Consider the following 20,383-nt stretch of genomic DNA (forward strand, 5'->3'; position numbering starts at 1 on the left):
ACTGACGTTCAAGGGCCCCGTGTTGCGCCCGCTTCGCTTGTTGCTTGTCCCGTTCGATTGCCGTTCCGTCCCGGAGGCCGTATCGATGAGCACGCTCACCAATTCCCTCAAACAACGTCTGCACGACGGCGACGAGCCGCTGTATGGCCTGTGGCTGTCGCTCGGGTGCGAAACGGCCGCGGAAGCGCTCGCGCACGCCGGCTACGACTGGCTCTGCATCGACATGGAGCACGCGCCGAACGACAGCCGCGACGTCGCGTCGCAACTGCGCGCGCTGGCCGCCGCGCACCTGCCGAGCGAGCCCGTCGTGCGCGTGCCGGGGGGCGAGCCGTGGCTCGTGAAGCGCGCGCTCGACGCCGGCGCGCGCACGCTGATGTTCCCGTGCATCGAGACGCCCGACGAGGCAGCGCACGCAGTGCGGCTCACGCGCTTCCCGTCGCCGGATTCCCCCGACGGGCTGCGCGGCGTGGCCGGCATGGTGCGTGCGGCGGCCTTCGGCATGCGCCGCGATTACCTGCAGACGGCGAACGCGCAGGTCGCGGTGATCGTGCAGATCGAGTCGGCGCGGGGTATCGATGAAGTCGAACGGATCGCCGCGACGCCGGGCGTCGACTGCCTGTTCGTCGGCCCGGCCGATCTGGCGGCGAGCCTCGGGCATCTCGGCGACAGCCGCCACCCGGACGTCGAAACCGCGATGGCGCGCGTGCTCGCGGCCGGCAAGCAGGCTGGTGTCGCGGTCGGCATCTTCGCGAACGATACCGCCACCGCGCGCCAGTATCGCGAGGCAGGCTACCGGATGATAACGCTGTCGGCCGACGTGAGCTGGCTGCTGCGCGCGACGCGCCAGGCGCTGCAGGAGGTGCGGTCATGAACGATGGTGACGGAGCGGGACCCGGACGTGCGCGGTGCACCGCCGGCGTCCGCGCGCGGATCGGTACGATGCTCGGGCTGTGGATCATGTGCGTCGCGGCGGTCGCGCAGAATGCGCCGCACGCGAAGCCGGACCCGGCGCGCGAGACGCAATCCGCGGTGGCTGACTACAACGCCGGCGACTATCGCGCGGCGCTGGTGCAGTTTCACGACGCGGCCGAACGCGGCGACCGGCTCGCGCAGTTCAACTACGCGATGATGCTGCTCACCGGCGTCGGCGTGACCGCGAACGTCGACGAAGGGCTGCGCTGGCTGAAGCGGGCGGCCGACGCGAACATGTCGCATGCGCAGTACGTGTACGGACGGATGTTCGACGATGGTGAGTTCGTCGCGCGCAATCCGGCCGAAGCGCACCGTTGGTTCCTGCGTGCGGCGAAGCAGGGGCACGTGCAGGCCGAGCTGTCGCTCGCGAACCAGTTCCTCGACGGGCGCGGCACACCGCGCGACAATCGGCAGGCGTTCGCGTGGTACAAGCAGGCAGCCGACGCGGGCGAGCCGACCGCACAGTACGTGACCGCGTCGTTCTACGAGCGCGGCGGCGACGGCGTCACGCAGAACCTGAACATCGCGCGCGCGTATTACGCGGCCGCGGCCGCGCAGGGCGACGAGACGGCCGGGCTGAAATTCAAGGAGCTGAGCGCGCGCCTGAAGACGCAGGAGCCGGCATCGGGCGCGGGCGCTGACCACGGGGCCCCGCGCGCGGCACCGCAGTGAGCGGGCGGCACGCACTGCATTCGACCTGCCCAAAGAAAAACAGCGCACGATGCGCCGTTTTCCTTTGCCGCAGACTGCTCTGCCGGCTACCGCGTGCCGTGTCGCGGCGTCAGCTCTTCATCAACCGCCGCTGTCGCCCGACGCTCATGATCATCCCGATCGCGATGCCGAGCGTCGTGAGCGCGGTGCCGCCGTAGCTCATGAACGGCAAAGGCACACCGACGACGGGCAGCACGCCGCTCACCATCCCGATGTTGACGAACGCATAGACGAAGAACGCGAGCGTGAGCGAGCCCGCGAGCAGCCGGCCGAACAGCGTCGCGCCCTGCGCGGCGATGTAGAGCCCGCGCGCGATCAGCGCCATGTAGAGCGTCAGCAGCACGAGGCCGCCTGCGAGCCCCCATTCCTCCGAGAACACCGCGAAGATGAAGTCGGTGTGTTTCTCCGGAATGAACTCGAGGTGGGCCTGCGTGCCCTTCAGATAGCCCTTGCCGAGCACGCCACCCGAGCCGATCGCGATCACGGCCTGGATCGTGTGGAAGCCCTTGCCGAGCGGGTCGGAAGTCGGATCGAGCAGCGTGCACACGCGGTGCTTCTGGTAGTCGTGCATCAGCGGCCACTGCACTTCGGGCTGGCAGATGCGCTCTTCGAACACGGCGATCGAGCCGACCGCGATCACGCCCGCGACGAGCACCGGCACGATCAGCTTGAACGACAGGCCGGCGAGGTAGATCACGAAGAAGCCGGCCGCGAACACGAGCAGGCCCGTGCCGAGGTCGGGCTGCTTGGCGATCAACCCGACCGGCACCATCAGGATCCCGAACGCGGCTATGAAGTCGTACCAGCGCAGCCCGCCTTCGCGGCGCTGGTAATACCACGCGAGCATCAGCGGTGTCGCGATCTTGAGGATTTCCGACGGCTGGATCACGACGCCGACGTTCAGCCAGCGCTTCGCGCCCTTCTTGGTCATCCCGAACAGCGCGACCGCGATCAGCAGCGCGACCCCGAACGAATACAGCGGGACCGCGAAGCGCATCAGCGTCGTCGGCGGAATGTTGGCGATCACCCACATCAGCACGAACGTCAGCAGGATGTTGCGCAATTGGTCCTCGACGCGGCCCGGCATGTCGATCGACGCGCTGTACAGCGTGACGATGCCGACGCACAGCAGCAGGAACACGATGAGGGCGAGCGGGCGGTCGAAGCCCGCGAACATCTGCTTGATCTTGTCGAGCCAGGCGCGCTTGTCGAATTGCATGCCTTTCTCCGTTAATGAGCGGTGCCGGCGTTCGCCGCTTTCGCGGCGGCCAGGGCACGGGAGTTGTCGTCGCGCGGCGCGGTGGCGAGCGGCTGCGCGTCGCTGGCGGGCCGGCGTGGCCGGTGCGGGCGCCGGATCGGCGGCAGGCTCGCGGGCATCGGCGCCGCGGCGCTCGCGACGGCCGGCTGCGCCGCGCTTGCCCCGGCCGCACCCGATGCAGCGGGTGCCGACGCGGCCGATGCCGCATCCGCCGCGCTGGCCGCGGTCGGCACGACGGGCTGCGCAAGCGCCTTGAAGCCGGCCGCGACGGACACGGTCTTCGAGGCATCGCCGATCACCGGTGCGTTGATCGGCTCGGTCGCCGACGCAGCGGCGGCGACGGCGGCCGCCTCGTTCTCCGGTTTCTGGCGATCGACGAGGTAGAAGTCGAGCACGCGGCGTGCGATCGGGCCCGCGGCCTGCGCGCCCCAACCGCCGTTCTCGACGACCAGCGCGATGGCGATCTGCGGATGGTCGACCGGCGCGTACGCGATGAACAGCGCGTGGTCGCGCAAGTGCTCGGCGAGCAGGTGGCCCTTGTAGTTCGAGCCCTGCAGCGAGAACACCTGCGCGGTGCCGGTCTTGCCGGCCGCGAGGTACGGCGCGCCGCGGAACACCTTGTACGCGGTGCCGGACGGGTTTTCGATCACGTTCTCCATCCCGCGCTTCACGACGTCGATGTCGGCCTGCTTGAGCGGAATCGTTTCGCTTTCCTTCGGCACGGTCAGATGGCGCCCGCGCGTGATCGGATCCTCGACTTCCTTCACGAGGTGGGGCTTCATCACGACGCCGTTGTTCGCGAGCGTCGCGGTGGCGTGCGCGAGCTGCAGGATCGTGAACGAGTTGTAGCCCTGGCCGATCCCGAGGCTGATCGTCTCGCCGTCGAACCACTTCTGCTGCGCGGCCTTCTTGAACGCCTTCTTCTTCCAGTCGGTCGACGGCAGGATCCCGCGCGCCTCGCCCTGGATGTCGATGCCGGTGATCTGGCCGAAACCGAACGGCTTCATGAAGTTCGCGATCGCGTTCACGCCGAGGTCGCGCGCGAGCATGTAGAAGTAGGTGTCGTTCGACACCATGATCGCCTTGTTCATGTCGACCCAGCCCTGGCCCGAGCGCACGTCGTTGCGGAACGTGTGGCCGCCGAACGTGAAGTAGCCGGGATCCTGGAAGCCCCAGCCCGGCGAGCGCTTGCCGAGCGTCAGGCCGGCCAGCGCCATGAACGGCTTGTACGTCGAGCCGGGCGGGTAGGTGCCGTGCAGCGGGCGGTTCAGGAGCGGCTTGTCGGTGGAGTTGTTCAGCTCGTCCCAGGTCTGCTGGTCGATGCCGTCGACGAACGAGTTCGGGTCGAAGCTCGGCGACGACACGAACGCGAGCACGTCGCCCGACTTCGGCTCGATCGCGACGAGCGCGCCGCGCTTGCCGGCAAACGCCTGCTCGGCGACCTGCTGCAGCCCGATGTCGAGCGACAGCACGAGGTTGTTGCCGGGCGTCGCCTGCGTGCGCGACAGCGTGCGCACGGGCCGGCCGCCGGCCGTCACCTCGACTTCCTCGAAGCCCGTGAGGCCATGCAGCTCGGTTTCGTAGCTCTGCTCGACGCCGATCTTGCCGATGTAGTCGGTGCCCTTGTAGTTGTTCGCGTCGCGACGCGGATCGTAGTGTTCCTGGTCGCTGTCGTTGTCGTCGCTGATCGCGTCGATGCGATCCTGGTCGCGCTTCGAGATGCGGCCGATGTAGCCGATCACGTGCGCGGCCGTCGTGCCGAGCGGGTATTGGCGGAACAGGCGCGCGCGCACGTCGACGCCGGGGAAGCGGAAACGCTGCGCGGTGAAGCGCGCGACTTCCGCGTCGGTGAGGCGCGTGCGGATCGGCAGGCTCTCGAAGTTCTTCGAATCTTCCTGCAGCTTCTTGAAGCGGCGGCGGTCGCGCGCGTCGATCGGGATGATCGCGGACAGCTTGTCGATCGTGTTGTCGAGCGTGTCGTCGAGCTTCGACGGCGTGATCTCGAGCGTGTACGCCGAATAGTTCTTCGCGAGGACCACGCCGTTGCGATCGGTGATGATCCCGCGGTTGGGCACGATCGGCGCGACCGAAATGCGGTTTTCCTCGGCCTGCAGCGCGTATTTGCCGTGCTGCATCAACTGCAGGTAGAAGAAGCGGCTCGCGAGCAGCCCGAAGCAGACGAACACGAACACGCCCGCCGCCGCGACGCGCAGGCGGAACTTCGAGAGCTGCTGTTGGGTGTCGTTGAATTCGGTCATGCGGTTACGATCGGTCTGACCCGTGCGCGGCGAGCGCGCGCGGGCGAGGAGCCGCCCCGGAGCGCGGCGCGCGGGCGTGGGGGCGGCGGGTATTCAAGGTCGGTCCGGCTCAGATGGGGCGCGTATCGTCCGGGTCGACCGGGCGGCGTTGCGGCATCAGCAGCAGGTGGCTCGCGATCGGCCACAGCGCGGCCTCGACGAAGCCGTCCACCAGATAGCGCCAACCGGGAAACGCGGCGCCCATCACGAGGCGGATCACGAACGGCACCAGCTGCGCGACGACGAGCAGCGGCGTGACGTACAGCACCTGTACGCCGATCGGCATCCACAGCACGCGGCGGTGGATCGTGATCGCGCCGTACGACAGCAGCGTATAGGCAAGCGCGTGCTCGCCGAGCAGCCCCGCGTCATGCACGTCCATCAGGATGCCGAGCGCGAACGCGACGCCCATCCCGACCTTGCGCGGCTGGTGGATGTTCCAGAACAGCAGCACGAGCGCGACGAAATCGGGCACGCCGGGCAGGCGGCCCCACGGCATCAGGTTCAGCAGGAATGCGGCGGCGAGGCTGAAGACGATGAAGTACGGGTTGACCGGCTGCAGGATGTATTGCGGGCGGTTCATCGCTGGGCTCCTGATTGCCCGGCCGCGGGCTTCGCGGGCGCGACGGCGGGCTTGGCCGGAGCGACGGGTGCCGACGGCGCGGGTTTCGCGCCGGGCGCGACGGCGGCTGCCTTCGCGTTCGCGTCGGCCTTGTCGCCCTTCGCGGCGGCCTTGGCGCCCTTCTTGCCCTTCGCGTTCTTCTCGGCGGCCGGATCGGGCTCGGCCGGGCGCGGCGGGACGTCGTTCTGGTAGTGCAGCACCAGCATCTGGCGCGCGCCGCGCACGGCGGCGACCGGCGCGCAGGTCACGCGCGCGAACGCGGTATCGGCGAGCTTGTCGACGCGCACGACCTTCGCGACCGGCAGGCCCGGCGGATACACGCCGTCGAGGCCGCTCGTGACGAGTTCGTCGCCGGCGACGAGGTCCGAGCTCGTCGGCACGAAGCGCAGGTCGAGCGAGTCGCCCTTCGGCGTGCCGTAGATCACGCTGCGCAGGCCGGTGCGCAGCACCTGCACGGGAATCGCGAGATCGCGGTCGGTGATCAGCGTGACTTCGGCCTGCAGCGGGAACACGCGTGTGATCTGGCCGATCACGCCGTCCTCGCTGACGACCGGCGCGCCGTTCTGGATGCCCTGCTGCGAACCTTGCCCGATCACGATCTTCTGCGTGAACGGGTCGCTGGTGTCGTACTGGATTTCGACGGGCGTCGATTGCGTCGCGATGTGCTGGCGCAGCTCGAGCACCGCGCGCAGGTGCATGTTTTCCTGCGTGAGCACCGCGGCCTGGTTGGCCTGCGTGGACAATTGCAGGTTGCGCTTGCGCAGCGCGTCGTTCTCGTGGCGCAGCGATGCGCCCGTAACGGCGATGTCGGCCGCGCCCATAAACAGGTCACGCGGCACGAGCGCCGCGCGCTGCAGCGGGTACAGCACGGTGCCGAGCACGCCGCGGACGATTTCGAGCGTGCTGAAGCGCGCGTCCGACACGAGGAGCGCAATGGCGAGGGCGACGAAGAAGATGAGCCGCGCGAGCGCGGGCGGACCTTGCTTGAAGAGGGGCGGCGGACTGTATTCCATGGTCGGCGCCGGGCGCGTGTGATCGGTTAAATAATGCTCAGACGCGCAAACGGCGCGGCGGTTCGTTCTGAACGAGCGATCCGGCCACGCCGCGGGTGCGCCATATCAAACGGGACTGCTTAGGCGATCACTCGTACGAGAAGATGCTGCCCAGCTTGTCCATGCGCTCGAGCGCCATGCCCGAACCGCGTACGACGCAGGTGAGCGGATCTTCGGCGACGAGCACCGGCAGGCCGGTTTCTTCCGCGAGCAGGCGATCGAGGTCGCGCAGCAGCGCGCCGCCGCCCGTCAGCATCATCCCGCGCTCGGCGATGTCGGCGCCGAGTTCCGGCGGCGTCTGCTCGAGGGCGATCTTCACCGACGACACGATCTGGTTCAGCGGATCGGTCAGCGCTTCGAGGATTTCGTTGCTGGAGATCGTGAAGCTGCGCGGAATGCCTTCCGACAGGTTGCGGCCCTTCACTTCCATTTCCTTGACTTCGGAGCCCGGGAACGCGGAGCCGATTTCCTTCTTGATCGCCTCGGCGGTCTGTTCGCCGATCAGCATCCCGTAGTTGCGGCGGATGTAGTTGACGATCGCCTCGTCGAACTTGTCGCCGCCGACGCGCACCGAGCCCTTGTAGACGATGCCGCCGAGCGAGATCACGCCGACTTCCGTCGTGCCGCCGCCGATGTCGACGACCATCGAGCCCGTGGCTTCCGACACCGGCAGGCCCGCGCCGATCGCGGCCGCCATCGGCTCCTCGATCAGGTAGACCTGCGACGCGCCGGCGCCATGCGCCGCTTCCTTGATCGCGCGACGCTCGACCTGGGTCGAGCCGCACGGCACGCAGATGATGATGCGCGGCGACGGCGAGAACATGCGCGACTCGTGCGCCGTCTTGATGAACTGCTTGATCATCTGCTCGGTGACGGTGAAGTCGGCGATCACGCCGTCCTTCATCGGGCGGATCGCCTCGATGTTGCCCGGCACCTTGCCGAGCATCTGCTTGGCTTCCTTGCCGACCGCCTGGATCGTCTTCTTGCCGTTGGGGCCGCCTTCCTGGCGAATCGACACGACGGACGGCTCATCGAGCACGATGCCCTTGCCGCGCATGTAGATCAGGGTGTTTGCGGTGCCGAGGTCGATCGCCAGATCGTTGGAGAAGTAGCTGCGCAAAAAACCGAACATTCAGAATCCTGTTTCGCTCTGGGCCGGCCCTGCATAGCGAACGCTGAGGGCGGCAGCGGAAAAAATAACAGCCTCGGGAAGCGTGGCGGAAGCGGCCGCCGCGGCGCACGAAGCTGCGAGTGATGTCTACCGGGGATCGCACGAAGCACGCACGGCTTGCCGAAGCGGGGCGAAACGGTGCGGGAAAAGGCTGCCGGGTTTGGGTCGAACGCGTAATGATACCTTATAATTTCACGGTATTTGAATCGAAACGGACGGTATTTTTGCCGCTTCGGCCCCGATTTTTGAGGGTGGGATCGCACCCTCCAACCCCCCGCCGCAGCGCGGTTTTCGATGCGCTGCGCAGCCTTGTTTTTCCGGTGATCGCATGGCCCTGACCCTGACCGATGTGAAACGCATCGCGCACCTGGCGCGACTCGAAATGGCCGACGCCGACGCCGAGCATACGCTCGGCCAGCTCAATGAATTCTTCGGGCTCGTCGAGCAGATGCAGGCGGTCGACACCGCCGGCATCGCGCCGCTCGCCCATCCGATCGAACAGATCCAGGAAGTCGCGCAGCGCCTGCGCGACGACGCCGTGACGGAAGTCGTCAATCGCGACGACAACCAGCGTCCGGCGCCGGCCGTCCAGGACGGCCTCTATCTCGTGCCGAAGGTGATCGAGTAAGCATTCGATGACAAGCGCGCCGCCTTCGCGCCGCGCGCCACCCAGAATTCCCAGGAAAACCACTCAATGCACGCAAAAAGCCTGACCGAACTGCGCGCCGCGCTCGCCGCCAAGGAATGCTCGGCCGTCGAGCTCGCGCAGCTCTACCTGAAACGGATCGACGCGGCACGCGACCTGAACGCGTTCGTCCATGTCGACGCCGACCTCACCCTCGCGCAGGCGAAGGCCGCCGACGCCGAACTCGCGCGCGGCGCGGGCGGTGCGCTGACCGGCCTGCCGATCGCGCACAAGGACGTGTTCGTCACGCGCGGCTGGCGCTCGACCGCCGGCTCGAAGATGCTCGCGAACTACGAGAGCCCGTTCGACGCGACCGTCGTCGCCCGCCTGCAGGCGGCCGGCATGGTCACGCTCGGCAAGACCAACATGGACGAGTTCGCGATGGGCTCGTCCAACGAGAATTCGGCGTTCGGCGCCGTGAAGAACCCGTGGGACACGAACGCCGTGCCGGGCGGCAGCTCGGGCGGCAGCTCGGCGGCCGTCGCCGCGCGCCTCGCGCCGGCCGCGACCGGCACCGACACCGGCGGCTCGATCCGCCAGCCCGCGTCGTTCGCGGGCGTGACGGGTATCAAGCCGACCTACGGCCGCGTGTCGCGCTACGGGATGATCGCGTTCGCGTCGTCGCTCGACCAGGGCGGCCCGATGGCGCAAAGCGCGTCCGACTGCGCGCTGCTGCTGAACGCGATGGCCGGCTTCGACGAGCGCGACTCGACGAGCCTCGAGCGCGACGACGAAGACTTCACGCGCCACATCGGCCAGCCGTGGGCGCCGGGCAACGAAGCGGGCAAGCCGCTCGCGGGCCTGCGCATCGGCCTGCCGAACGAATATTTCGGCGAAGGCCTCGCCGACGACGTGCGCACGTCGATCGACGCGGCGCTCAAGCAATACGAGGCGCTTGGCGCGACGCTCGTGCCGGTGTCGCTGCCGAAGACGGAACTGTCGATCCCCGTGTATTACGTGATCGCGCCGGCCGAGGCGTCGTCGAACCTGTCGCGTTTCGACGGCGTGCGCTTCGGCCACCGCGCCGCGCAGTACGGCGACCTGCTCGACATGTACAAGAAGTCGCGGGCCGAAGGCTTCGGCCCCGAGGTGAAGCGCCGTATTCTCGTCGGCACCTACGTGCTGTCGCACGGCTACTACGACGCGTACTACCTGCAGGCGCAGAAGATCCGCCGCATCATCGCGAACGATTTCCAGGAAGCGTTCAAGTCCTGCGACGTGATCATGGGCCCGGCGTCGCCGACGGTCGCATGGGATCTCGGCGCGAAGGGCGACGATCCGGTGCAGATGTATCTCGCGGATATCTACACGCTGTCGGTGAGCCTCGCAGGCCTCCCCGGCATGAGCGTGCCGTGCGGCTTCGGCGCCGGCGCGAACGCGAAGCGCCCGGTCGGTCTGCAGATCATCGGCAACTATTTCAACGAAGCCCGGATGCTGCAGGTCGCCGACGCGTTCCAGCGCGCGACCGACTGGCACAAGCAAGTTCCGGCGGGGGTGTAAGCATATGACTCAATGGGAAGTCGTCATCGGTCTCGAGACGCACGCGCAACTGTCGACCGTCTCGAAGATTTTCTCCGGCGCGTCGACGCAGTTCGGCGCCGAGCCGAACACGCAGGCCTGCCCGGTCGACCTGGCGCTGCCGGGCGTGCTGCCGGTGCTGAACCGCGGCGCGGTCGAACGCGCGATCCGCTTCGGCCTCGCGATCGGCTCGACCATCGCGCCGCGCAGCATCTTCGCGCGCAAGAATTATTTCTACCCCGATCTGCCGAAGGGCTATCAGATCAGCCAGTACGAGATTCCGGTAGTGCAGGGCGGCCAGATCACGATTCAGGTGCCCGCCAACGAAAAGGCCGGCAAGGAAGCGTACGAGAAGACGGTCAACCTGACCCGCGCGCACCTCGAGGAAGATGCGGGCAAGTCGCTGCATGAAGACTTCGCCGGGATGACGGGGATCGACCTGAACCGCGCGGGCACGCCGCTGCTCGAGATCGTCACCGAGCCGGAAATGCGCAGCGCGGCCGAGGCCGTGGCCTATGCGAAGGCGCTGCACGCGCTCGTCGTGTGGCTCGGCATCTGCGACGGCAACATGCAGGAAGGCTCGTTCCGCTGCGACGCGAACGTCTCGGTGCGGCCGGTCGGCCAGGAGAAATTCGGCACGCGCGCCGAGATCAAGAATCTGAACTCGTTCCGGTTCCTCGAGGAAGCGATCAACTACGAAGTGCGTCGCCAGATCGAGCTGATCGAGGACGGCGGCGAGGTCGTGCAGGAGACGCGCCTCTACGATCCGGACAAGCGTGAGACGCGTTCGATGCGCAGCAAGGAAGACGCGCACGACTACCGCTACTTCCCCGACCCCGACCTGATGCCGCTCGTGATCGGCCGCGACTGGGTCGAGCGCGTGCAGGCCGGGATGCCGGAACTGCCGGCCGCGATGCAGCAGCGCTTCGTCGAGCAGTACGGCGTGTCCGCGTACGACGCGGGCGTGCTGACGTCGAGCAAGGCGATGGCCGCGTACTTCGAGGCCGTGGTCGCGAAGGCCGGCGCGGCGAACGCGAAGATCGCCGCGAACTGGCTGATGGGCGACGTGTCGTCGCAGCTGAACCGCGACGGCATCGAGATCGACGCGATTCCGGTCTCGGCCGCGCAGCTCGCGCTGGTGCTGCAGCGCATCGCCGACGGCACGATCTCGAACAAGATCGCGAAGGAAATCTTCGCGACGATCTGGGACGAGAAGGCGACCGACGAAGGCGCGGCCGACCGCATCATCGACGCGAAGGGCCTGAAGCAGATCTCCGACACCGGCGCACTGGAAGCGATCATCGACGAGGTGCTGGCGGCGAACGCGAAGTCGGTCGAGGAGTTCCGCGCGGGCAAGGAAAAGGCGTTCAACGCGCTGATCGGCCAGGCGATGAAGGCGACCAAGGGCAAGGCCAATCCGCAGCAGGTCAACGAGTTGCTGAAGAAGAAGCTCGGCTGAGCATGGCCGCGCGCCTGACCCGCGCCTGACGACGGGCCGCCGCCGAACCTGTTCGGGGCGGCCCGTCGTTTTGGTGCATGCGTTATCGTGTGCGCGTGTGCGTCGCACCGTCCAACGGAGGAACGAATGGCGAAACAACCGTCGCTCGACGATTTCCGCGTGCCGTACAGCACGCGCGAGAAGGAAGCCGCCGCATTCACGCTCGATGCGTTCGATCCGGCCGCGAAGCCGTTCTCGTCTGGGTCGAAGGATACCGACCGAGAACGGCTGTCGGCCGTGTCGACCGAGCTCGACGTACAGCAGGAGCGCCTGCACACGCAGCAGAAGAAGCGTGTGCTGCTCGTGCTGCAGGGGATGGATACCAGCGGCAAGGACGGCACCGTGCGCGCGGTGTTCCGCGAGGTCGACCCGCTCGGCCTGCGCGTCGTGTCGTTCAAGGCGCCGACGCCGATCGAGGCCGTGCACGACTTCCTGTGGCGCGTGCATCTGCAGGCGCCGGCCGCGGGCGAACTCGCGATCTTCAACCGCAGCCACTACGAAGACGTGCTCGTGCCGCGCGTGCTCGACGCGATCGACAGCAAGGAATGCGAGCGCCGCTACCGGCAGATTCGCGATTTCGAGACGATGCTGTTCGAGAGCGGCACGACGATCATCAAGTGCTTCCTGCACATCTCGAAGGACGAGCAGCGCGAGCGGCTGCAGGCGCGCATCGACGATCCGACCAAGCACTGGAAGTTCGACATCGCCGATCTCGACGCGCGCAAGCACTGGGACGCATACCAGTCCGCGTACCGCGACGCGCTCGCCGCGACGTCGGCCGAGCATGCGCCGTGGTACGTGATCCCGGCGAACTCGAAGACGCATCGCAACGTGATGATCGCCGAGCTGCTGCTGCGCACGATGACCGACATGAAGCTCGAATTCCCGCCGCCGAAGCCGGAACTCGAGGGCGTGAAGATCCGCTAGGCTGCGATTCTGCAAGAACACCGAACTGAACTGAACTGAACAACGGAACCCGACATGATGCGAGTGATTACCGCCAACCTGAACGGCATCCGCTCCGCCGCGAAGAAGGGCTTCTTCGAATGGCTCGGCGAACAGAACGCCGATTGCGTATGCGTGCAGGAAATCAAGGTATCGGCCGACGACCTGCCGGCCGAATTCGTCGAGCCTCACGGCTTCAGGAGCTACTTCCACCACGCCGAGAAGAAGGGCTACAGCGGCGCGGGCGTGTACAGCCGCCACGAGCCCGATGACGTGATCATCGGCTTCGGCAGCAGCGAATTCGACGCCGAGGGGCGCTACGTCGAGGCGCGCTACGGCAAGCTGTCGGTCGTGTCGGTGTACGTGCCGTCCGGCTCGAGCGGCGAAGAGCGGCAGCAGGCGAAGTACCGCTTCATGGACGAGTTCATGCCGCACCTCGCCGAGCTGAAGAAGAAGCGCGAGGTGATCCTGTGCGGCGACGTGAACATCGTGCACAAGGAAATCGACATCAAGAACTGGAAGAGCAACCAGAAGAACTCGGGCTGCCTGCCGGAAGAGCGGGCGTGGCTCACGCAGCTGTTCGACGATGTCGGCTACGTCGACGTGTTCCGCACGCTCGACCCGCGCCCCGAGCAGTACACGTGGTGGAGCAACCGCGGCCAGGCGTACGCGAAGAACGTCGGGTGGCGGATCGATTACCAGATCGCGACGCCGGGCGTGGCCGGCACCGCGAAGCGCACGTCGATCTTCAAGGACATCAAGTTCAGCGATCACGCGCCGCTGACGGTGGATTACGACTACAAGAAGTGAGCGTCGGCGGGGCGCGGCGCCGCGCGCGTCGCCGTCGAGCCGTCCGGTCGCCGGATGCGAAAACGGGCCGCATGTCGAACATGCGGCCCGTTTCTTCTGGCGCGTCGCTTACTGCTTGATCGACGCCATGTCGATCACGAACCGATACTTCACGTCGCTCTTCAGCATCCGCTCGTAAGCGGCATTGATCTGCTGCATCGGAATCGTTTCGATATCCGACGTGATGCCGTGCTCCGCGCAGAAGTCGAGCATTTCCTGGGTCTCCGCGATCCCGCCGATCAGCGAACCCGCGAGGCGGCGGCGCTTGAGGATCAGGTTGAACACTTGCGGCGACGGATGGTCATGCTCCGGCGCGCCGACGAGCGTCATCGTGCCGTCGCGCTTCAGCAGGTGCAGGAACGGGTTCAGGTCGTGCTGCGCGGCGACCGTGTTCAGGATGAAGTCGAAGCTGTTCAGGTGCGCATTCATCTGCGCGTCGTCCTTCGAGATCACCACTTCATGCGCGCCGACGCGCTTGCCGTCCTCGACCTTCGACGGCGACGTCGTGAACAGCACGACGTGCGCGCCCATCGCGCGCGCGAGTTTCACGCCCATGTGGCCAAGCCCGCCGAGGCCGACGATCCCGACCTTCTTGCCGGGGCCGACGTTCCACTGGCGCAGCGGCGAATAGGTCGTGATCCCCGCGCACAGCAGCGGCGCGGCGCCGGCCGGGTCGAGCGTCTCGGGCACGCGCAGCACGAATGCCTCGTCGACGACGAGCTGCGTCGAATAGCCGCCGTACGTGACGTCGCCGGTCACGCGGTCCTGGCCGTTGTACGTGCCGACGAAGCCGTTCTCGCAATACTGCTCGAGGCCTTCCGCGCAGCTCGGGCAGGTGCGGCACGAATCGACGAGACAGCCGACCCCGACCAGCTCGCCGACCTTGAAGCGCGACACCTGCGGGCCGGTCGCGGTCACGCGGCCGACGATTTCATGGCCCGGCACGACCGGGTAGATCGTGTTGCGCCATTCGTTGCGGGCCTGGTGCAGGTCCGAGTGGCAGACGCCGCAGTAGAGCACCTCGATCTGGACGTCGAGGTCGCGCAGCGCGCGGCGCTGGAATTCGAACGGGGCGAGCGGCGAGCGCGCGTCGGTCGCCGCGTAAGCGTAGGTTGTGCTCATGCAGGGGCTCCTTGTCCGGGAAAACATCCGGCGAATCAGACTGCCGCCGCATCATGTGGCGACGCGGCGAGACAGGTGCCCATCGTAAGGAGCGAGACGCATCGGTGAAATACACGAAGGTCTCGAAGATTTGCCTATTCCTCTCGAGTTACACGCGAACGGCCGTCAAAATGCTTTCGAGGTGCTACATTGCGAGCCTGATTCTCTTGCCGGACAGGACGACGCCGATGAGCTTCCAGCCCCTTTTCGACGACGCGGGCGACCGTGTGCGGCGCCGCATGATCGAGCTGCATGCGCGCCTCGCGCCGAACGAGGGCGATACGCTGGCGGCGCTCGACGGCGTGCGCTTCATCCGCGTGAGCCGCCCCGTGCCGCGCATGCCGGTGCTGTACGAGCCGAGCATCATCGTCGTGTGCCAGGGCCGCAAGCTGGGCTACCTCGGCGATCGCTCGTTCGTCTACGACGCGCAGCAGTATCTCGTGTTGTCGGTGCCGCTGCCGTTCGAATGCGAGACTTTCGCGAGCATGGACGAGCCGTTTCTCGCGATCTCGATCCGCGTCGATCTCGCGGTGATCGCCGAGCTCGCGATCCTGCTCGACGAGACGCTCGGTGCGGCGGTCAGCGAGCCGCACGGTGTCTATTCGACGCCGCTCGATGCGCCGCTCGCCGACGCGGTGGTGCGGTTGCTCGAAGCGCTCGCGTCGCCGCACGACACGTGCGTGCTCGGGCCGGCGATCATGCGCGAGATCGCGTACCGCGTGCTGACCGGCGCGCAGGGCGACGCGATTCGCGCGGCGCTCGTCCAGCAACATCATTTCGGCCGCATCGCGAAGGCGCTGCGGCGCATTCATGCGGACCTGAAGGCCGATCTCGACGTCGAGACGCTCGCGCGCGAGGCCGGGATGAGCCTCGCGGTGTTCCACGCGCAGTTCAAGCACGTGACGGCGACGTCGCCGATGCAGTACGTGAAGGCCGCGCGCCTGCACCAGGCGCGGTTGATGATGGTGCAGGACGGCCTCGGGGCCGGTGCGGCCGCGGCGCGGGTCGGCTATGCGAGCGCGTCGCAGTTCAGCCGCGAGTTCAAGCGGCTGTTCGGCCGCAGCCCCGGAGACGACGTGCGCTGGATGCGCGAAAGCGGCAGCCGGCCCGTCGAGTCGGAGGTCGGCGCGTAGCGCCCGGCCTCATGTACCGGCGATGCGCGCCAGGGAAGCCGCCGGATGCGGCGCTCAGCGCCGCACGATCTTGCGCCGCTGCGCGCTGATGCCCGCGTAATCGGGGAGCGTGTCGACCCGTTTGCCGACTGCCTTCGCATACAGCGGCATCAGGTCAGGCAGGCGGTTCAGCAGATCCTGCCGCCGCGTGGCGCTGTATGGATGCATGTAGATGAAGCCCGACGTCCTGTTCGCGCGCGTCGCCGCCGCGAGCTTGTCCCACAGCGTGATCGCCGCGCGCGGATCGAAGCCCGCGCGGGCGGCAATGTCGCCGCCGATCACATCGGCTTCGGTTTCGTCGGTCGGGTCGTAGCGCAGCGTCTGCAGACGCGCGCCGAGGTTCAGCGCCTGCGGCAGCGGATCGCCGACGCCGAACAGCGGCGGCAGCGAGGCCGTGCGCAGCGACGTTTGCGACGTCGTGCTGAAATTGCTGCGTGCGTGTTCGCGCAGCGCATGCGCGATGCCGTGCGCGAGCAGCACGCCGAACTCGTCGTCGTTCAGGCGGATGCGATCAAGCAGCCCGCCGTACACGAGCACCTTGCCGCCCGGCAGACACGTGACGCGGATGTCGCGCGAGCGGATCGCGTTGACGTCCCATGCCCAGGTCTTCACGCGATCGTTCCACTTCACCGAATACGGCGCGAGCTTCATGACGATCGCACGCAGTCGCTTCACGCGCGGCTGGTTCGCGGGCAGCAGGCGATCGCTGTCGGCGGCCGCCTGCACGATCTGCGCGTATTCGCTCGCGGTGAGTTGTTCGAGCAGCGGCGACGGGATCAGCGTGCGGAACGCGATCGCGTTGCCGTAGCGTACCTGCTGCGACGTCGGCGCATAGGCCTTCGCGGGCACGGCGGCGCCGGTCGGCTGCGCGGCTTCGGCGGCGGACTGCGCAACGGGAGCGGCGGGCGTGGACGGTGCAGCCGGCGCGGTGGCGGGCGCGGAGCCGGCCGCGGCCGCGCTCGTGTCGGCCGCCTGCACGCTTCCCGCCGCGCCGAGCATCGCGATGCCGACGCTCAGCGTGGCGGCGACGCGTGCCGCGCGATGCAGTCGATCATTGCGCACGGCTGGCCTCGCCGTTGCGCGCGGTGCCGTTCCACGGCGCGATCTTGAACAGCAGCAGCATGCCGGGGATCGCGAGCGCGGTGCACACGATGAAGTAGTCGAACCAGCCGATCTTCGCGACGATGAAGCCGCTCGCGGCCGATGCGAGCGTGCGCGGGACGGACGCGAGGCTCGTGAACAGCGCGAACTGCGTGGCCGTGTAGCGCGGGTCGGTCGTGCTCGCGATATACGCGACGAACGCGGCCATCGTCAGGCCGGTGGTGAACGTTTCGGCGGCGTAGACGAGCGCGAGCGCGACCGTCATCGGGCTCAGATGCGGCGTGACCTCGAAGCCGAAGATCGACAGGAACGACGCGAGCGCGTGACTTGCCGCGACCGTGAAGTCGTAAATGACCGCAAGCACCGGCGAGCCGGGGCCGACCTGCGCGAGCCACGCGAAGCCGAGCGTCGATACCATCTGCAGCGCGCCGAAGATCCACAGCCCGCGGCCGATGCCGATCTTCACGAGCCAGATGCCGCCGATGATGCCGCCGGCGACGCTCGCGACGAGCGCGGTGGTTTTCGCGACGACGCCGATTTCGGTGCGCGAGAAGCCGATGTCGAGGAAGAACGACGTCGACAGCGTGGTCGCCATCGTGTCGCCGATCTTGAACAGGAAGATGAATGCGATGACGAGCAGCGCGCCGCTCCAGCCGTCGCGCTGGATGAATTCGCGGAACGGCAGCACGATCGCGTCGCGCAGGTTGCGCGGCGGCGCGCCGACCACCTCGGGCTCGCGCACGAGCAGCGTCATCAGGATGCCCGGCAGCATGAACGCGCCGGTGATCGCGAACACGACGTCCCACGGCATGTGGTCGGACAGGATCAGCGCCAGCGAGCCGGGGATCAGCGCGGCGAGCTTGTACGCGTTCACGTGCACCGCGTTGCCGAGGCCCTGCTCGGTGTCGCGCAGCAGTTCGCGGCGATACGCGTCGATCACGATGTCGGAGCTTGCTCCGAAGAACGCGACGAGCGTCGTGAGCGCGGCGACCGTCCAGATCGAGTCGCGCGGCGACACGAAGCCGAGCGCGGCGATCGCGCCGGCGACCAGCACCTGCGTGAGCAGCATCCAGCCGCGCCGGCGGCCGGGCCGCCAGCCGGGCAGGCGCGGGATGAAGCGGTCCATCAGCGGCGCCCACAGGAACTTCCACGTATACGGGAACTGTATCAGCGCGAACAGGCCGATTTCCTTCAGGTTCACGCCTTCGGAGCGCAGCCATGCCTGCACGAGGTAGACGAGCGTGAACAGCGGCAGCCCCGACGTGAAGCCGAGGAACACGCAGATCAGCATGTGCGTGTTCAGATAGGCGCGCCAGCCGGGATGATCCTCGTGAGCGGTGAGTGCGGGCGCCTCGTGTGGCGTTTTGGACATGGACGGAAACTGGGTAGCGTTGACTGATTGCGGCGGCAGCGCAGGCGGCGCGGGCGGCGCAGGAGGGGCGGCCGCACGCGGGTGCGGGCCGGATCGTCCGTCAACGGCTCCCCGGCTCAGCTGCGCTTGACGCGGTAGACAGCAAGACTACCACGCCAGTTCGCTCCCCATCGAATCGGCTGGCCTTCGTGCAGGACGATGCGGTCGAGGATCGTGACGCCGACTTCGGGCGCGAGCGCCTCGAAATCCTTGATCGTCAGCACCCGGACGTTCGGCGTGTTGTGCCACTGGTAAGGCAGCGACTTCGACACCGGCATCCGGCCGCGCAGCACCGACAGCCGGTGCGCCCAGTAGCCGAAGTTCGGGAACGACACGATGCATTCGCGTCCGACACGCGCGGTTTCGCGCAGGATCGCGGCCGTCTGGTGGATCGTCTGCAGCGTTTGCGACAGGATCGCGAAATCGAAGCTGTGATCCTCGAACAGGCGCAGGCCGTCCTCGAGGTTCTGCTGGATCACGTTGATCCCGTTCTTCGCGCTCGCGAGCACGCCGGCGTCGTTCAGCTCGATCCCGTAGCCGGACACGTCCAGTTCCTCGGACAGCAGCGACAGCAGCGACCCGTCGCCGCAGCCGAGATCGAGCACGGTCGCGCGCGGTTCGACCCAGCGGGCGATCGCACGGAAGTCCGCGCGTGCGGACAGGGAGTTCAGCGCTTGCTGGTTCATGCACCCACCTCGTTGGCGATTCGTTCGTAATACGCGCGGAGCAGGTTGTGATAGCGCGCGTCGTCGAGCAGGAACGCGTCGTGGCCGTGCGGCGCGTCGATCTCCGCGTAGCTGACCGTGCGCTTGTTGTCGAGCAGCGCCTTCACGATCTCGCGCGACCGCGCGGGCGCGAAGCGCCAGTCGGTCGAGAAGCTCGCGATCAGGTACTTCGCCTGCGTGTGCGCGAGCGCGGCCGTCAGGTTGCCGTCGAACGCCTTCGCCGGGTCGAAGTAGTCGAGCGCGCGCGTGATCAGCAGGTAGGTGTTCGCGTCGAAGTAATCGGCAAACTTGTCGCCCTGGTAGCGCAGGTACGACTCGACCTCGAACTCGACGTCGAAGCTGAAGTTGTACGCGTCGAGCGCGCCGTCCGCGCGGCGCAGCGCGCGGCCGAATTTCTCGGCCATGTCGTCGTCGGAAAGATACGTGATGTGGCCGATCATCCGCGCGACGCGCAGGCCCCGCTTCGGCTTCACGCCGTGCGCGTAGTAGTCGCCGCCGTGGAAGTCGGGGTCGGACAGGATCGCCGAGCGCGCGACCTCGTTGAACGCGATGTTCTGCGCGGACAGCTTCGGCGTCGACGCAATGTCGATACAGTGCGCGACGCGCTCCGGATACATCAGGCTCCATGCGAGCGCCTGCATCCCGCCGAGGCTGCCGCCCATCACGGCGGCGAAGCGCTCGATGCCGAACGCGTCGGCGACGCGCGCCTGCGCATGCACCCAGTCCTCGACGGTGACGACCGGAAAGCGCGCGCCATACGGCTTGCCGGACGACGGATCGATGCTCATCGGGCCGGTCGAGCCGAAGCACGAGCCGAGGTTGTTCACGCCGATCACGAAGAAGCGGTTGGTGTCGAGCGGCTTGCCCGGGCCGACCATGTTGTCCCACCAGCCGGTGCTGCGCGGATCGTCCGCGTAGATGCCGGCGACGTGGTGCGACGCGTTGAGCGCGTGGCAGACGAGCACCGCGTTCGAGCGCGCGGCGTTGAGCTCGCCGTACGTCTCGACGACGAGCTGATAGTTGCCGATCACGCTGCCGCTTTGCAAGCGCAGCGGTTCGGCGAAGTGCATGGTCTGTGGAGCGACGATGCCGATCGATTCCATTCGTTCCGCCTTATGACTGGGCGGCTAAACGGTGTCGGCGATGCGCGGAGGCGAAGGTGCGCGGCTGACGACCTCTTTAGCCGCATTTATAGTGAACCGCCGGGACGAAGACGCATCAAGGCCCTGGTCGGT

18 protein-coding genes are annotated in these 20,383 nt (G+C 67.4%); 8 read left to right on the forward strand and 10 right to left on the reverse strand.

Going from position 1 to position 20,383, the window contains the following annotated elements; translation table 11 throughout:
- The first annotated feature begins 85 nt into the window (after positions 1-85).
- Both ACV22W_RS20330 and ACV22W_RS20335 read left to right on the forward strand, forming a co-directional pair.
- Positions 86-871, forward strand: a complete 786-nt coding sequence (locus ACV22W_RS20330) for an HpcH/HpaI aldolase family protein (protein ID WP_448021306.1) — start codon at positions 86-88, stop codon at positions 869-871.
- Entirely contained in the window at positions 868-1,644 is a 777-nt protein-coding gene (locus ACV22W_RS20335) for a tetratricopeptide repeat protein (protein WP_448021308.1), read from the forward strand. The genes ACV22W_RS20330 and ACV22W_RS20335 overlap by 4 nt, the downstream gene beginning before the upstream one ends.
- Before the next feature lie 109 nt (positions 1,645-1,753).
- Here ACV22W_RS20335 and rodA read toward each other — a convergent pair whose 3' ends face one another.
- The 5 genes from rodA to ACV22W_RS20360 form a co-directional block, all read right to left on the reverse strand.
- A complete protein-coding gene (rodA, locus tag ACV22W_RS20340) occupies positions 1,754-2,902 on the reverse strand; it encodes a rod shape-determining protein RodA (RefSeq protein WP_175911150.1) in 1,149 nt (382 codons plus the stop codon).
- 11 nt (positions 2,903-2,913) lie between these two features.
- On the reverse strand, positions 2,914-5,199 hold the full coding sequence (gene mrdA / locus ACV22W_RS20345; protein ID WP_448014901.1) for a penicillin-binding protein 2: 2,286 nt from the start codon (positions 5,197-5,199) through the stop codon (positions 2,914-2,916).
- Positions 5,200-5,308: 109 nt separating this feature from the next.
- Entirely contained in the window at positions 5,309-5,821 is a 513-nt protein-coding gene (mreD, locus tag ACV22W_RS20350) for a rod shape-determining protein MreD (protein WP_009687274.1), read from the reverse strand.
- On the reverse strand, positions 5,818-6,873 hold the full coding sequence (mreC, locus tag ACV22W_RS20355; protein WP_448021310.1) for a rod shape-determining protein MreC: 1,056 nt from the start codon (positions 6,871-6,873) through the stop codon (positions 5,818-5,820). Before mreC ends, mreD begins: the two co-directional genes overlap by 4 nt.
- A 127-nt stretch (positions 6,874-7,000) precedes the next feature.
- Positions 7,001-8,044, reverse strand: coding sequence for a rod shape-determining protein (locus ACV22W_RS20360; protein WP_004189550.1), 1,044 nt, complete (start codon positions 8,042-8,044; stop codon positions 7,001-7,003).
- 367 nt (positions 8,045-8,411) lie between these two features.
- Here ACV22W_RS20360 and gatC point away from each other — a divergent pair, with 367 nt between their 5' ends.
- The 5 genes from gatC (at position 8,412) to ACV22W_RS20385 (ending at position 13,539) form a co-directional block, all read left to right on the forward strand.
- Complete coding sequence (gatC, locus tag ACV22W_RS20365) at positions 8,412-8,711, forward strand: Asp-tRNA(Asn)/Glu-tRNA(Gln) amidotransferase subunit GatC (protein ID WP_006407213.1); 300 nt, start codon at positions 8,412-8,414, stop codon at positions 8,709-8,711.
- A 66-nt stretch (positions 8,712-8,777) separates the two neighbouring features.
- Positions 8,778-10,268: an Asp-tRNA(Asn)/Glu-tRNA(Gln) amidotransferase subunit GatA gene (gene gatA, locus ACV22W_RS20370; protein WP_448021312.1), complete on the forward strand. Its 1,491-nt coding sequence runs from the start codon at positions 8,778-8,780 to the stop codon at positions 10,266-10,268.
- Positions 10,269-10,272: 4 nt separating this feature from the next.
- Positions 10,273-11,745 (forward strand): Asp-tRNA(Asn)/Glu-tRNA(Gln) amidotransferase subunit GatB, encoded by a 1,473-nt coding sequence (gene gatB, locus ACV22W_RS20375; protein ID WP_059534941.1) that lies wholly within the window; start codon positions 10,273-10,275, stop codon positions 11,743-11,745.
- 126 nt (positions 11,746-11,871) lie between these two features.
- A complete protein-coding gene (locus ACV22W_RS20380) occupies positions 11,872-12,711 on the forward strand; it encodes a PPK2 family polyphosphate kinase (protein WP_448021314.1) in 840 nt (279 codons plus the stop codon).
- A 54-nt stretch (positions 12,712-12,765) separates the two neighbouring features.
- Positions 12,766-13,539 carry an exodeoxyribonuclease III gene (locus ACV22W_RS20385; RefSeq protein ID WP_059534945.1) on the forward strand — a complete coding sequence of 258 codons (774 nt, stop codon included), beginning with the start codon at positions 12,766-12,768 and terminating at the stop codon, positions 13,537-13,539.
- A gap of 108 nt (positions 13,540-13,647) precedes the next feature.
- Here the strand turns inward: ACV22W_RS20385 and ACV22W_RS20390 are convergent, their stop codons facing one another.
- On the reverse strand, positions 13,648-14,700 hold the full coding sequence (locus tag ACV22W_RS20390) for an NAD(P)-dependent alcohol dehydrogenase (protein ID WP_448021316.1): 1,053 nt from the start codon (positions 14,698-14,700) through the stop codon (positions 13,648-13,650).
- Between the two features lie 227 nt (positions 14,701-14,927).
- Here ACV22W_RS20390 and ACV22W_RS20395 point away from each other — a divergent pair, with 227 nt between their 5' ends.
- Entirely contained in the window at positions 14,928-15,872 is a 945-nt protein-coding gene (locus ACV22W_RS20395; RefSeq protein WP_448021318.1) for an AraC family transcriptional regulator N-terminal domain-containing protein, read from the forward strand.
- A gap of 54 nt (positions 15,873-15,926) precedes the next feature.
- On the opposite strand, the gene ACV22W_RS20400 is transcribed toward ACV22W_RS20395, so the two are convergent.
- The 4 genes from ACV22W_RS20400 to metX form a co-directional block, all read right to left on the reverse strand.
- Positions 15,927-16,973 carry a M48 family metallopeptidase gene (locus ACV22W_RS20400; RefSeq protein WP_448021320.1) on the reverse strand — a complete coding sequence of 349 codons (1,047 nt, stop codon included), beginning with the start codon at positions 16,971-16,973 and terminating at the stop codon, positions 15,927-15,929.
- Positions 16,963-18,384: an AmpG family muropeptide MFS transporter gene (locus tag ACV22W_RS20405; protein ID WP_448021322.1), complete on the reverse strand. Its 1,422-nt coding sequence runs from the start codon at positions 18,382-18,384 to the stop codon at positions 16,963-16,965. The genes ACV22W_RS20400 and ACV22W_RS20405 overlap by 11 nt, the downstream gene beginning before the upstream one ends.
- 116 nt (positions 18,385-18,500) lie before the next feature.
- Positions 18,501-19,109: a methionine biosynthesis protein MetW gene (gene metW, locus ACV22W_RS20410; protein ID WP_044847830.1), complete on the reverse strand. Its 609-nt coding sequence runs from the start codon at positions 19,107-19,109 to the stop codon at positions 18,501-18,503.
- Positions 19,106-20,251, reverse strand: coding sequence for a homoserine O-succinyltransferase MetX (gene metX, locus ACV22W_RS20415; RefSeq protein ID WP_059468622.1), 1,146 nt, complete (start codon positions 20,249-20,251; stop codon positions 19,106-19,108). The genes metW and metX overlap by 4 nt, the downstream gene beginning before the upstream one ends.
- Between the last annotated feature and the right edge of the window lie 132 nt (positions 20,252-20,383).

Source organism: Burkholderia sp. AW49-1, assembly GCF_053427845.1.